General features: G+C 56.4%; 11 protein-coding genes. 6 read left to right on the top strand and 5 right to left on the bottom strand.

Going from position 1 to position 13310, the window contains the following annotated elements; translation table 11 throughout:
- Positions 1-40 precede the first annotated feature (40 nt).
- Positions 41-1858, bottom strand: a complete 1818-nt coding sequence (mutL, locus tag ATO67_RS10950) for a DNA mismatch repair endonuclease MutL (protein ID WP_067648416.1) — start codon at positions 1856-1858, stop codon at positions 41-43.
- A gap of 334 nt (positions 1859-2192) precedes the next feature.
- Between mutL and ATO67_RS10945 the strand changes: the two genes are divergently transcribed.
- Both ATO67_RS10945 and ATO67_RS10940 read left to right on the top strand, forming a co-directional pair.
- Positions 2193-3857 (top strand): response regulator, encoded by a 1665-nt coding sequence (locus ATO67_RS10945; RefSeq protein ID WP_067648414.1) that lies wholly within the window; start codon positions 2193-2195, stop codon positions 3855-3857.
- Between the two features lie 140 nt (positions 3858-3997).
- On the top strand, positions 3998-5359 hold the full coding sequence (locus ATO67_RS10940; RefSeq protein WP_067649023.1) for a putative bifunctional diguanylate cyclase/phosphodiesterase: 1362 nt from the start codon (positions 3998-4000) through the stop codon (positions 5357-5359).
- A gap of 88 nt (positions 5360-5447) precedes the next feature.
- Here ATO67_RS10940 and ATO67_RS10935 read toward each other — a convergent pair whose 3' ends face one another.
- Genes ATO67_RS10935 through ATO67_RS10920 form a run of 4 tightly spaced genes read right to left on the bottom strand, consistent with a single transcriptional unit; the run spans position 5448 to position 8670 of the window.
- On the bottom strand, positions 5448-6335 hold the full coding sequence (locus ATO67_RS10935; protein WP_067648411.1) for an SMP-30/gluconolactonase/LRE family protein: 888 nt from the start codon (positions 6333-6335) through the stop codon (positions 5448-5450).
- 3 nt (positions 6336-6338) lie between these two features.
- Positions 6339-6968, bottom strand: a complete 630-nt coding sequence (locus ATO67_RS10930; protein WP_067648408.1) for a 2-dehydro-3-deoxy-6-phosphogalactonate aldolase — start codon at positions 6966-6968, stop codon at positions 6339-6341.
- 11 nt (positions 6969-6979) lie between these two features.
- Complete coding sequence (locus ATO67_RS10925; protein WP_067648404.1) at positions 6980-7897, bottom strand: 2-dehydro-3-deoxygalactonokinase; 918 nt, start codon at positions 7895-7897, stop codon at positions 6980-6982.
- Positions 7897-8670 carry an SDR family NAD(P)-dependent oxidoreductase gene (locus ATO67_RS10920; RefSeq protein ID WP_067648402.1) on the bottom strand — a complete coding sequence of 258 codons (774 nt, stop codon included), beginning with the start codon at positions 8668-8670 and terminating at the stop codon, positions 7897-7899. The genes ATO67_RS10925 and ATO67_RS10920 overlap by 1 nt, the downstream gene beginning before the upstream one ends.
- 115 nt (positions 8671-8785) lie before the next feature.
- On the opposite strand from ATO67_RS10920, the gene ATO67_RS10915 reads away from it, so the two are divergent.
- From ATO67_RS10915 to ATO67_RS10900, 4 genes are all read left to right on the top strand, one after another.
- Positions 8786-9574 carry an IclR family transcriptional regulator gene (locus ATO67_RS10915; RefSeq protein WP_067648399.1) on the top strand — a complete coding sequence of 263 codons (789 nt, stop codon included), beginning with the start codon at positions 8786-8788 and terminating at the stop codon, positions 9572-9574.
- Between the two features lie 174 nt (positions 9575-9748).
- The gene (locus tag ATO67_RS10910; RefSeq protein WP_067648396.1) at positions 9749-10489 is read left to right on the top strand and encodes a helix-turn-helix transcriptional regulator; all 741 of its coding nucleotides are present in this window, start codon (positions 9749-9751) and stop codon (positions 10487-10489) included.
- A 77-nt stretch (positions 10490-10566) separates the two neighbouring features.
- Positions 10567-11790 carry an ABC transporter substrate-binding protein gene (locus tag ATO67_RS10905; RefSeq protein ID WP_067648393.1) on the top strand — a complete coding sequence of 408 codons (1224 nt, stop codon included), beginning with the start codon at positions 10567-10569 and terminating at the stop codon, positions 11788-11790.
- 102 nt (positions 11791-11892) lie between these two features.
- The gene (locus ATO67_RS10900) at positions 11893-13014 is read left to right on the top strand and encodes an Mrp/NBP35 family ATP-binding protein (RefSeq protein WP_067649020.1); all 1122 of its coding nucleotides are present in this window, start codon (positions 11893-11895) and stop codon (positions 13012-13014) included.
- Positions 13015-13310 lie beyond the last annotated feature (296 nt).

The raw sequence follows: 13310 nt of genomic DNA, 5'->3' as shown, positions 1-13310 counted from the left end.
TTGCCGCAGCGAGAATACCAGCCGCGATACCGGGAATATCTCAACTTCTGCCGAACAGCTTTTCGATGTCCGCAAGCTTCAGTTCGATATAGGTCGGGCGTCCGTGGTTGCACTGGCCGGACCCCGGCGTATTTTCCATCTGCCGCAACAACGCGTTCATCTCTTCGGGCCGCATGCGTCTGCCTGCGCGCACGGAACCGTGACAGGCCATCGTCGCCGCGACATATTCCAGCTTGCTGGCAAGGCTGCCCGCCGTATCCCACTCGGCGATTTCATCGGCGAGTTGTCGCACCAGCCCCTGCACATTGACTTCACCAAGCATCGCAGGCGTTTCGCGCACGGCAACGGCACCCGGCCCGAAGCGCTCAAGGGCAAGCCCCATGCTGTCAAAGCCGCTTGCATGCTGCATCAGCCGGTCGCAATCTTCTTCCGGCAGATCAATGATTTCAGGAATGAGCAAAACCTGTGAAGCGGGGCGTTTGGCGTGAAGACCCTTGCGAATTTCCTCGAACACCAGACGCTCGTGCGCCGCGTGCTGGTCCACGATCACAAGCCCGTCTTCCGTCTGGGCAACGATATAGTTGGCATGCACCTGCGCCCGTGCCGCACCCAGCGGATAGCGCGACGCTTCTGTCACCGTCGTCGTGTTCTCAGCCATGTCGCTATGATCCGCACGCGCCGTCGGCATGGTGATGTCGGTAAAGCGCGATTGTGCGGTTTCGTGCAGAGACAGGCCGTGTGAAACGGAAAGGGGACGGGACGGAGAGTTGGCTGGCGACCATGCCTGCGATGAAAAGGGCCGCACCGCCGATGGGCTGTATCCTGGACGAAACGCATTCATCATCTGCGCCGCCCCGGTGGTTGCGGCCCGGTCTCCCTCCCGCGCCAAGGCCTGACGCACAGCGCCGACGATCAGCCCGCGCACCAGTCCGGGGTCGCGAAAGCGAACATCGGACTTTGCCGGGTGTACGTTCACATCCACAAGTGCGGGGTCGAGCTGCAAAGCCAGAACTGCAATCGGGTAACGGCCGTGCGGTATGGTCTCGGCATAGGCACCGCGAATGGCGGAAAGCAGCAGCTTGTCCTGCACCGGGCGCCCGTTCACAAACATATATTGATGCGCTGAGTTACCGCGATTGAAGGTCGGCAAACCCGCAAACCCGGTCAGTGTCACATCTTCGCGCTCGGCATAGATCTCGATTGCATTGTCCTTGAAATCGGCTCCAAGAATTTGTGCCATTCGCGCCAGGTGGTCGTCACCCGTTGCCGGGAACTCCAGTGTCGAGCGGTCCGTGCCTGAGAGAACGAAGCGGATATGCGGAAACGCAATCGCCATCCGCTTGACGATTTCGGTAATGGCTGCCGCCTCTGCCTTTTCTGTCTTCAGGAATTTCAAACGAGCGGGCGTGGCGAAGAAAAGGTCGCGGACTTCAACGATGGTGCCGGTGTTTGAAGGGGCGGGCCGAACAGGTGAAACCTTGCCGCCTGCCACCGAAATAATCGCACCCTCGGACGCGCCCTGCTGACGGCTGGTAATCGTCAGTTTTGCCACTGAACCGATGGAGGGCAGGGCCTCACCCCGAAAACCCAAAGTACGGATATCGTCCAGCGCTATCGAAATCTTCGATGTGCAATGCCTGCGGATTGCCAGTTCCAGATCATCAGGCGACATTCCGCTGCCATTATCCGCAATCCGCACAAGCCCTTTGCCACCGCCGGCAGTCGCGATCTCGATGCGTGTCGCGCCGGCGTCGATGGCGTTTTCGATCAGTTCCTTGGCAGCACTCGAGGGGCGCTCGATAACCTCGCCTGCGGCAATCTGATTGATGAGGGTTTCGGAAAGCTGTTTGATGGACATGACGCTATTTTCGTGGATTCGCCCGTCTTGTGAAAGGGAAATCAGACGGATTGGCGAAGATGCACTGGTTGTCCCGCTAAATATTTCTGCGAAACAACGTTAAGCGCCTCTTAAGGGAAAGCTTCTAGGGTGCAACCAGCTTGAAATGAGTGCAGCATCTATTTCCCTTCGGCTATGCCAAGGGTGTGTGACGGAAAGTCGGGGCCGTCGCATTATCGTGAAAAGTCTGCTTCGAGCTCTAGCCCGCATGTCCGATCGTTTTAGCCATTTCCGGTGGTCATTGGCCAATTTTGTGAGTGTACTTCGCCTTGGGACGTGCGTGTGAGGATTTGCGATGAAAGGTGAGGCGGCGGTTTACGCAGACATTCACACTGCCATGCTTGACGCTGTTTGCGATACGATATCCTCCGCATTGATCATCTATGACCGCGACGATCATATCGTTTTTATCAATAATCGCCTTCTTCATTATCTACCTGTCTGTGAAACCAAGCTAAAGGTCGGCACCCGGCTTCGGGACTTTTTGGCGGCTGTCTACGATGGTCGAAGGAAAATCGACAGCGACTCCTTGCCGCGTGGTGTGGAGCGTGAAGACTGGATCGCCGAACAACTCTCATCACACTGGAAAGAGCGTTCCGAAACGGTTGAGCCGCGTGCCGGTGGCAGATGGCTGCGCCTCGTCAAAAGACGCTTCCCGTCGGGTATGGGGATTTGCGTCATCACGGACATTTCAGAGCAGAAGCAGCGCGAAGACCAGTGGCGTTCCGATATCGAGCGGGTGCAACTGACCGAAGAAATTCTGGATACGCTGCCGCTTTCGATCTTTGTCAAGGATCGTAACACCACCTACGTCGCCGTCAACAAGGCCGGTTGCACGCTGCTGGAAACGTCTGCCGATCTCATTCTAGGGCGCACCGTTTTTGATATCCACGCCGACCCGCTGGCTTCGCGGATCGACACGATGGATCGTCATGTTCTCGAAACGGGCAACCCGGCGATTTTGCCCGAACGGGTTACGCGTCTGACAGGTGAGGAAGTCCTTGTGATCACGAGAAAGCAGCGGGTGGGTAAGCCCGGTCGCTATTTCCTCGTGACCACGATGGATGACGTTACGACCTTTGCAACGGCCGAAGCCGATGGCAAGAGCGTCATTCGCGGGCTGGAACATATGGCGTTCACGCCGTCGTCCTATCTGGAGGACGAACATCACCAGTCCTTACAGATATTGAAGGGTCGCAGTATTCTCCTTGTCACGCCCAACGCCCATCTGGGAGAGCTGGCACACAGGAAAATGGTCACCGTCGGTGTTGATTGCGCGGTCGCGGCCAGCCACGCTGAAATGAAAGCCTTCATGGAATTTGCCGCGTCGGCCAGCGTGCGGATCGATCTGGTTATTGTCGACGTGCAACTGGACATCGCCTGTCTGGACTTGCCGCAGAGCTATGGCTTGGATGCCATGACTGTCGATGATTTCCAGTTGGAAAGTTCGCTGATCAACCAGATCACCCGTCATTTCCGCTTTCATGATCACGCGCTGCCCTTGGCATTGGCGGATGAAAGCCCCGAGATTTCCACCGGAAGCGCGCCGACCCCTCTGGGCAGGGCCGTGCTGGATGTGCTCGTGGTGGAAGACAACAATATCAACCAGATTGTTTTTGCACAAATCCTCGAAAGTCTGGGGCTGAGCTACAAAATCGCTACCACCGGCAAGCAGGCATTGCAGCTTTTCGAACAGGAAAAACCGTCCTTCGTTCTGATGGACACGACGCTGCCGGATTTTGACGGTTTCGAAGCAACCCGTCGCTTGCGCAAGATGATGGTAGCGGCCCCCAACCCCACGCCGATCATCGGCGTCATATCGCTGGCCTTCGAGGGTGACAGGCAAGCCTGTCTGGATGCCGGTATGGACGACATGTTGTTGAAGCCTGTTAGCCCCGACATGGTGGAAATGCTGTTCAAGCGGCACATGCCGCACAGCCAAGATCGCATTCGCGGTTGACCGACGTCATAACCCCCGCGAGGGACGCAATTCCAGTGAAAATCGATGGCTATTTCGCAGACTTTAGCGATAGTGGTTTCTTAAGAGAAAAACCGCATTGTCATCGAAACTTCCCACAATCCTTGGGTCAGGATGCGCGCATGAAATTGCTAGAGCCGGATGCGCCGCAGGTAAGCCAGCATGAGTTGCAGGCTATGGCTTACAGCGATCCGCTGACGGGACTGGGAAACCGTTACAGGCTCCGCGACAAGATCCGCATGTTGGCCGCAGAACGGGCCAGTGACCCGGCGCCGTTCACGATCGGTGTTGCGAATATCGACGGTTTCAAGCCAATCAACGATCTTTTCGGTGTCGAAGCCGGGGATGAAATTCTCTGTCAGGTTGCCCATCGCCTCAAGGCTTGCGTGCCGGATGGTGCCGTGGTCACCCGTCACGATGGCGATGAATTCGCATTCGTATTGCCGCTCGTCTTCGAGCGCTCCGGCGCTGAACGCATTGGCTACATGATCAAGGATGTTTTGTCTGCGCCTTATGATCTGGGTGACCGGAACGTGCGGCTGTCCTCCTCCTTCGGCTTTGCAATCTACCCCTTTGCGGGCGAAGAATTCGAAGATTTGCTGAAGAGCGCGGAAACCGCTCTTTATCGTTCGAAGCGTCGCGGCAGCGGTCAGATCACCGTTTATTCGCGTGAAATTGCGCAGGAGATGAAACGCGCGACGCAGCTTGAACAGGCTTTGAGAAACGCTATCATCACGGATGCCGTCGACGTGCATTTCCAGCCGATCGTCCGTCTGAGCGATGCCACGGTTCTAGGCTTTGAAGCGTTGGCCCGGTGGAACGATCCGGATCTCGGTTTCGTATCACCTGCCGTGTTCGTGCCGCTGGCGGAAGAACGCGGCTTCATCGATGCTCTCTCGGAAACGCTGTTGCGAAAAGCCGCACAGACGGCACTCTCCTGGCCGCGAGAGCTGTTCCTGTCCTTCAATCTGTCGTCGGCGCAATTGATGGACCCGACTACGGCTGAGAACATCCTGTCTATCCTGCGGCGCGTCGGCCTCGATCCTCGCCGTGTGGAACTGGAAATTACCGAAACGGCGGTCATGACATCGGCCGATACCGCCCAGCGCATCATTAGTGAACTTCAGCAGGCGGGCGTGCGCATTTCTCTGGATGACTTCGGTACCGGTCAATCAAGCCTGGGCCGTCTGAGAGACTTTTCCTTCGACAAGGTCAAGATAGACCGCGCCTTCGTCTCCCGCATCAGCACGGACCGTCCCTCAGAACACATCATCAAGGCTATCGTTGCGATGTGCGACGGGCTGGATCTTGAGGTCGTTGCAGAAGGCATCGAGGATAAGACGGAAGCCGAGAAATTGCGCAACCTCGGTTGCGCCATGGGGCAGGGCTATTTCTACGGCCGCCCGGTTGATGCAGCCGCCACCCATCGTTATCTTCAGGAAAATTATCGCGACATGTCAGCCTCTGGCCGCGAATTCGGATAGGAAGTTCGTAGGCTCTTCCAGAGAACCCAAACCTCTCCTCCATCATCCCCGGGACAAGCCCGAGGATGATGATACTGAGGCGCGCATATTAAGCCTTGTAGGCTGCATCCAGTACGCCATTGACCTCGATACCGAGGTCGAAAGTCGCACCGTAAAGTGGATTGGCTTTGATCGTCGCTTCGTCCAGACCTTCGCAAGCAGACGTCACGGCCAGACGGTTGGCCTTCGCGCCAAAAAAGACCGGGCATGTGGCCTGCTTTGCTGGCACCTGATATCGGTCGAGATGCGTCCCGGTTGATGAATAGCGATCGACCGCACCCTTGCCCCAGCGGGCGTTCCAGATATGGCCATCAGCATCGCAGATCGCGCCGTCCATGCCGCCGTCCTGTCCTGCCTGATCGATCAGCACCGTAGCCGGGCCGTTCGGAAGGCCGGTCGTGGGATCGAGAGGAAGGCTCATGAGCCGGTTCACTTTCGTGTCGACATAATATCCCGTCGCGCCATCGGGTGAAAAGCAGATGGCGTTGGAAATGCTGATGTCGTCGAAAAGCTTTGTCACCACGCCCTTGGCCACGTGATAGATTGCGCCCGCACCGGTTTCGGCCTTTTTGCCCATGGTGCTGATCCACAATGCGCCGCTCTGGTGAACACGTCCGTCATTGGAGCGGTTGCCGGGCTTGCCGGGTTCGAAATCGGAATGCAGGAACAGGTCGCCCGTTGCCCGGTCGCGGATGAACAGACCCTCGTCGGAAGCCAGCAATTGGCGTTTCTCATCGATCCGCGCCACGACGCTTGCCATGAAAGGCAGGGCATGCACCGTTTTTTTACCGGTTGCGTGGTCGAGTTCGTGAAGCTCTTTTCCCAGAATATTGAGCCAGAACAGTGAGTTGGTTATCGGGTCGAAGCTTGGACCTTCGCCGAGCAGCATCGGTGTGGGATCAAGCACCGTTCCTGCAAATTCATGGATATCAGTCATGGTTCAAGCTCCTATCGCAGCGTCGTAGGCTTTGATGGTCACGAGCGCGCGCTCGCGCACATCTGCCGCCGTCATGCCAGGTTTATAGAGGCTTGTCCCAAGGCCGAAAGCGGTCATGCCGATGCTGGTATAATCGCCGAAATTCTTGTCGGAAACGCCGCCAACCGCCGCAACCAGCGTATCCTTAGGCAAAATGGCGCGGATCGCGTTGATGCCGGATGGCCCCAGAACACTTGCCGGGAAGAATTTCAGGCCGGTTGCCCCGGCTTTCAAAGCCAGCAGCGCTTCCGTTGGCGTCAGTACGCCGGGCATCGTGACCATGCCCTTTTCCCGCGCAGCCGTGATGACCTCGACATCGACATTGGGGCTGACCATCAGTTTGCCGCCGGCCGCATCAAGCTTTGCGACATCGTCCACCGTCAGCACCGTGCCGGCCCCGATCAGCGCATCCGCAGGCGCAAGCTTTGCCGCGATTTCGATGGAGCGAAACGCATCCGGTGAGTTGAGCGGGATTTCAATGGCCCGCAGGCCGCTTTCCAGGAGGGCCGTTACGACACCCTCGGTTTCTTCCGGCCTGATGCCGCGAAGAATGGCGACAAGCGGATAGGTCATGGGTGGGAAGGGAATACGCATTAGAAGTCTCCTCAGTGCCAGATGGCGTTGGCGGCTGCAACAAGCCCGCGGCGAACGGCTTCATCCGCATCAATTGTTATGAATTCGATAGATAGTGCAGCGAACGCTGCCTTGTAGAGTTCGCCCAACGCGCCTGACGCGATCAGCACGACTTTGGCATCCCTCGGCGCAGTGGAATGGGCGCCAGCAATCTCCAGGCCGATCATGGTGCCCGATAGTTTGGCCTTCGCATCCGTGGCAGAGAGACCGTTGAGAAGCTGCCCCGATCGGACGGTGAAAAACCGGTTCGTTGCCATTTGCGGATGTTTGTAGCTGTCGGCTACGGCAGCCTGGAAGGCGGGCAAGTCGCCAGTGAAATTCGCCGCATCGGTCATGGCATGGGAAAGGATGGAATGTTTCGAGATGACGTCGAATATTTCACCGGTCATGAAAGTGGAAAAGCCTGTCACCTTCAAATCGCTGACACTCACCCATTTTGAATGGGTTCCCGGCATGCAGACAAGTTGCTGACCGGAGCTGTAATCTGCCGAAAGCGCCCCGAGAAGCTGGGTTTCTTCGCCCCGCATGACATCAGGCATATCTATCGCGCGCTGCGCAAGTCCGGGCAAAATGCGGACATCGCTGGCTTCCCCGGACACACGGACTGCGCCCTTCAATACATCGGACAAATCAGCGGGAACGTCGACATATCCTGCCTCGACCCAGCCCTGACGCGCCCCGGCCATGCCGCAGATGATGACGGGAAGGCCATCGGGTGCGGAGAGAGCGGTAAGATGTGATGTCAGCACGTTGGCAAAGCCGGTCCGCATGGCTGTGGTCATGCCTTCGGCACTGCGCCGTTCGCCGAGAATCTCGCCGGAGTTGCTCATAAGCCAGAGCCGGAAGCTGGTCGTGCCCCAGTCTACGGCAACAAATGCGGCATCGGACATTACAAAAGACCTCCATCGATGATGATTGTTTGAGCCGTCATGGCGGCAGACGCCGAAGAGGCCAGAAATATGCAGGGACCGACAATATCTTCAGCGGTCAGGACACGCTTGAGGCACTGGCGGTTCATGGTCTGAGAAATAGACGCATCCGTCAGCCACAATTCCTTCTGCCGCTCCGTCACGATCATGCCGGGCAGGATTGCGTTGACGCGAATGTTTTCCGGACCGAGCCGTCCGGCCAGGCTTTTCGTCAACCCGATGATACCGGCTTTTGCCGCAGCATAGGCGGGCAATGCCCCCATATTCAACAGATAGGAAATAGACGAAAAATTGATGATCGATGCACCTTCCGCTCGACGCAGATGCGGCAGCGCCGCTTGCGTGACGAAAAAAACCGGCTTTAGATTGACCGCGTGATTGGCATCCCAGTAGTCGCTGGTCACGGTGTCTATATCGTGCCGGTCGTCCCAGGCAGCGTTGTTCACCAGAACCTTGATGCCGCCTGTCGCTTCCGCCGCCACGGTCACCGCCTGTGCCAGTTGCGACTGGTCACGGAGGTCTGCGTGGGCATAAAACACCGGATGCCGTGTTCGCCCCGACAGCGTATCGACAAGTTTTCTGCTGGCCGCTTCATCGATGTCGATAAAGGCGACGTTCGCACCAAGCTGTGCAAAAGCAGTCACCAGAGAAGCGCCGATGCCGGAGCCGCCACCGGTGATAAGTATGCCTTGATTCTCGAATTCGGAAACTTGTGAAGAATATTCGCTCGACATGACGCCCGGCAAGGATTAAAAGTTCCATTATTTGGAACTAAGTTTCATTTGATGGAATAGTGCCCTTGCCCTCTTGGCAATGTCAAGCGCGGCAATTGCGCGCGTGGAGAATACCATGGCGTCCGCCGATCGCGAAAAGATGACCGGAACGCTTGGCAAGGCGATATCCTTGCTGGAACTTGTTGTTCTGTCGCCGCAGCCACTTCGCTTTACCGATATTCTTCAGCTGTGCGAACAACCCCGTGGCACGCTTCACCGTCAACTCGGACATCTCGTGGAGGAAGGCCTGCTGGAGCAGAAGGATGATCAGACTTACGTGGCGGGCTTGAGGCTCCTGACATTCGCGTCGCAGGCGTGGAGTGGAAATGACCTGCGCTCCATCGCAGCGCCGCATCTTCGCATTCTGCACGAAAAAACACAGGAATCCGTTCACCTAGGTGTGCTGCGCGGCGCAGAAATTGTTTATCTCGACAAGATCGACGGCAAGCATGCGGTGCGGATGTATTCGCAGATCGGTCGCGTTTCGCCCGCCTATTGCACGGGAGTTGGCAAAGCTGCCCTGTCGCTTCTGCCGGACGCAGAGCTTGATGCCGTTGCTGCAACCATGGATTTTCATGCCTACACCTCGAATACGATCCTGTCTGCAACCCGTCTCAAAACGGCGGTTGAAGATATCCGCAGCCTTGGTTTTGTTTTTGATCTGGAGGAGCATGAGACTGGGATTCAGTGCATTGCGGTGCCCATAATCGCACCCGGCCAACGGTTTTACGCGGCGATTTCAGTAACCGGTCCGGCTTATCGTTTGACGCAAGAGCGTCTTGCAAGCTGGTCCGATATTGTTTGTGAAGCTGCACAGAATATCGCATCGGATCTATTTGTTCGCCTTCCTCCAATACGTCAATAATCTAATATAATTTGGGATTTAATGACCAGTAAGAAGAGCTGATGCAAAAAAAAGTGCGATGTATGGATACAATCAACTTTTATTTGCAAAAAATGGCCCATTGATATTCATGAGTTAACAATCTTCTGATAGTTAATATTTTATTTTACGCGATCTTGTGAAGAAACAAAAACGATGTTGAACTCTGAATTTTGCAACTCTTCGCATCCTGGTGCAGAATGCGCGCGCGATGTGGAAGAGCTGAAAACCCAATTCGATATATTCCGCTTTCTGAAAAAACTAACTGAAGCCTGGGGAATGAAGGCCTTCATGGTCCTCAATATCCCCTCTCATGTGGCGCAGGAGTTGTCGCAATATACGGTCATTACCAATTGGCCCGCGGAGTTGCTGCACCAGTATGATCATGAGGGACTGCTCTCGCGCAGCAATGTGCTTCGGACGCTGAAGCAATCATCTGTGCCATTTTCGGTCGATATGGAATTCACCACGCGCGGCCACGACGACGCTACTGCCAAGAAAATTTCGGAGCTCTTTGGTCGATTTGGCATGGGCAACTCTCTATGGTGTCCGGTCCAAGACCCATCCGGTCAGAGAGGTGCTGTCTCGTTTCATGGCGAAACATTCAATCTAGAGCCAAAACGCATCGCAGAAATTGCGTTTATTGCGGCACATGTTTTCAGCCGCCTAGCTTATGTCCGCAGTCTCGATGCCCGGGTTCCGGAAACGTTGACGGATCGGGAGATAGACTGTCTGAACTGGACTGCGGCAGGCAAAACCAGCGCTGAAATTGCCGAGATTCTGACACTGTCCGAGCATACCGTTAATCATTACCTGAACCGCGCAACCAAAAAGCTCAATACAGTCAACCGCACGCAGGCGGTCGCAAGAGCCTTGCGTATTGGCATCATAAAATAGGAATATTTTCGATTTTATGATTGTTATCTACAGGGACCTAAGCAATTCTCGGGTTACTCGCGGCAGGGGAGATTCGTTTGGCGGCATCGAAACGCTTCAAGGCTGGATTTTCTCCGACGATTGATTGCGCAGTCCTTGTTGTTGCTCTCGAAAAAGGCTTCGCCACCGACGAGAGCCTTTCTCTTGAACTGGTGAGAAGACCGTCCACCGCTGACCTTTTGGCCGACTGGGAAACGATCGATCTCCAAGGCCTCCATCTGTCTGCAACCTTGCCCGTTGCCTCTGCGCTTGGGTTGCCTGATCTGCCAGCCAATCTCGTCGCGCCTTTTGTTTTGGCCACGGGCGGCGCAACCTTCGCCGTATCGCAGGTTTTGCACGACGACCTCGCCGAGCAGGGGATGAAGATACCTGATCCCGGCACCCTTGCGCGGTCTCTTGCCCGTGTAGCGGCGTCGCGGCAGACGGCGAAGCTCCAGCCATTGGTTTTCGCCGTCGAACATCGTCTGGCGGTTTCGGTGTTCGAACTGCGTTACCTGTTGGATAGCGCGCATATGCGCATCGGCCATGACGTCAACCTCGTCGTAGCTGCACCCGTCGATATGCCGAAAATGCTGGAAACGGGCGATATTGACGGGTTCTATGTCGCAGAGCCCCACGGGACATCTGCCGTTCTTCAGGGTACGGCGCGCATCGTGACGACAAAGTCCCATATCTGGCAGAACGCGCCGGAAAAGGTTTTGGCTGTGTCGCGCGATTGGGCAAGCACCCAGCCAGCGACACTGGAGGCGCTGTTACGCGCGCTTTATCGCTCTGGCGAATGGTGCGCCAGTCATGCCAATATCGAGGAACTCGCGGGTATTCTGGCTGCTCCACATTATCTGGACGTGGATGGTGATCTCATCCTGCCCGCCCTCACAGGCTTTATCTCGCATTCTCCCGCCAGGATGCTGGAACGCCCCGGCTTTTTTTCGACCAGCAATAAGGCTGCGAATTTTCCCTGGCAGAGCCAAGCGCTGTGGTTCTACAGCCAGATGTTACGGTGGAACGATTGCCCCCCGGAATTCGCCGGAGATGCGAGTGCCTATGAGGCCGCATGCGAGGCCTTTCGCCCAGACCTGTTCCGTAACGCGATGAAGCCGATCTTCGCGCCGGTTCCCGCAGCCAATATGAAGCTTGAGGGCACGTTGCAGGCGCCGGTTCACGTCGGTGCATCGCGGTCCGGCCTTGTTCTGGGGCCAGATGCCTTTTTCGACGGGCGCATCTTCGACCCCGAAAAGATAGCGCCCGGCAACGAAAACTGAGACGCGGCTGTTACCCGTTCCGACCATTTTATGCTTTACCATTGGCGAAACAGGCGCGGTTGGGTATTGAAGACCGGCGCATCGGGCGCGATGGATACCGGCATGACACAGGGCGACAAGAAGCAGATCGAGCAGGCGTTGGAAAACGTTGTCTATCCTGGCAGCGATAAAAACATTGTCGCGCTGGGCATGGTGTCGGAAATCTTCATTGCGGATGCAAAAGCCTATTTTTCCATTACCGTTCCAGCGGACAAGGCCGACGACATGGAGCCGTTGCGACTTGCAGCCGAAAAGGCAGCCCTTGGCGTACACGGCATAAAATCGGCCATGGTCGCTCTGACGGCCGATCGCAAGCCGGGCTCGGCCCCTTCGCCAAGAGCAGCGGCGGCTCCCCCGAAATCGCCGCCGCAGCCGCGCACCAAGGCAGGTGTGCCCGGTATCGGGGCGATTATCGCTGTGGCATCCGGCAAGGGCGGCGTCGGAAAATCGACGACTGCCGTCAATCTGGCGCTCGGGCTTCAGTCGCTCGGCTTGCGCGTTGGCATTCTGGATGCCGATATTTACGGACCTTCGCTGCCTCGATTGCTGAAGATTTCCGGCCGCCCGCAGCAGGGCGAGGGCCGCACCATCATGCCTATGGAAAACTATGGCCTCAAGGTCATGTCCATGGGCTTTCTGGTGGATGAAGAAGCCGCCATGATCTGGCGCGGGCCGATGGTGCAATCAGCTCTGTTGCAGATGCTGCGCGAGGTGGCCTGGGGAGAACTCGACGTGCTGGTGCTGGATATGCCGCCTGGCACAGGCGATGCGCAATTGACCATTGCCCAGCAGGTGGCGCTGGCGGGTGCCGTTATCGTATCGACCCCGCAGGATATGGCGCTGATCGATGCCCGCAAAGCCGTCACCATGTTTAACAAGGTCGAAGTGCCTATCCTGGGTGTCATCGAAAATATGAGCTATTTCATCGCGCCGGATACGGGTGCCCGCTATGATATTTTCGGCCATGGCGGCGCAAAGGCAGAGGCCGAACGTATTGATGTGCCTTTTTTGGGGGAAGTGCCACTGACCATCTCCATTCGCGAGTTGTCAGATGCCGGAACGCCAGTCGTCGTGGCAGAGCCGAATGGACCACAAGCGCAGATTTACCGTGATATTGCGCAAAGGGTATGGACCCAGGTCGGGGCTGATGTCCGCAGGCCGGCGCCTCGGATCGTGTTCGAATAATAAGCAGCTATCGATGCACGGTGCGCATAGCACTTGATCTTTCGTACGGCTTGACAGGGCCTCGCTTAGGTAGAACTCTGTCGTGAATTGCTGTTTTAACGAGAGGTGCCAAAGCGCAGCGCCCTTTGTGTTTTTCTATTAATATACTGAAATATATTGGTTTTTATCAAAAAAATTAGCATGTTTTTGTGATGGTTTCTCCAACGTGGTCCGGTGTGCTTTTTGCGGAGTGTCGCATCGGTTGGACTGGCGCTTTAAAAAAATACTCCTTGATTCTTCCGGGCATAGGGAGCATA

Source organism: Agrobacterium bohemicum, from assembly GCF_001562555.1.
GTDB classification, from domain to species: domain Bacteria; phylum Pseudomonadota; class Alphaproteobacteria; order Rhizobiales; family Rhizobiaceae; genus Agrobacterium; species Agrobacterium bohemicum.
Note: the sequence above shows the minus strand (reverse complement) of the source record. Positions and strands in the feature narration are given on the sequence as shown.

What these genes read in the sequence shown, in the direction of transcription:
- ATO67_RS10915 (WP_067648399.1), top strand. Translation starts at nt 8,786, where the DNA reads ATGGCGTCCGCCGATCGCGAAAAGATGACCGGAACGCTTGGCAAGGCG.
- mutL (WP_067648416.1), bottom strand. Translation starts at nt 1,858, where the DNA reads ATGTCCATCAAACAGCTTTCCGAAACCCTCATCAATCAGATTGCCGCA.
- ATO67_RS10925 (WP_067648404.1), bottom strand. Translation starts at nt 7,897, where the DNA reads ATGTCCGATGCCGCATTTGTTGCCGTAGACTGGGGCACGACCAGCTTC.
- ATO67_RS10910 (WP_067648396.1), top strand. Translation starts at nt 9,749, where the DNA reads ATGTTGAACTCTGAATTTTGCAACTCTTCGCATCCTGGTGCAGAATGC.
- ATO67_RS10945 (WP_067648414.1), top strand. Translation starts at nt 2,193, where the DNA reads ATGAAAGGTGAGGCGGCGGTTTACGCAGACATTCACACTGCCATGCTT.
- ATO67_RS10920 (WP_067648402.1), bottom strand. Translation starts at nt 8,670, where the DNA reads ATGTCGAGCGAATATTCTTCACAAGTTTCCGAATTCGAGAATCAAGGC.
- ATO67_RS10900 (WP_067649020.1), top strand. Translation starts at nt 11,893, where the DNA reads ATGACACAGGGCGACAAGAAGCAGATCGAGCAGGCGTTGGAAAACGTT.
- ATO67_RS10930 (WP_067648408.1), bottom strand. Translation starts at nt 6,968, where the DNA reads ATGCGTATTCCCTTCCCACCCATGACCTATCCGCTTGTCGCCATTCTT.
- ATO67_RS10940 (WP_067649023.1), top strand. Translation starts at nt 3,998, where the DNA reads ATGAAATTGCTAGAGCCGGATGCGCCGCAGGTAAGCCAGCATGAGTTG.
- ATO67_RS10935 (WP_067648411.1), bottom strand. Translation starts at nt 6,335, where the DNA reads ATGACTGATATCCATGAATTTGCAGGAACGGTGCTTGATCCCACACCG.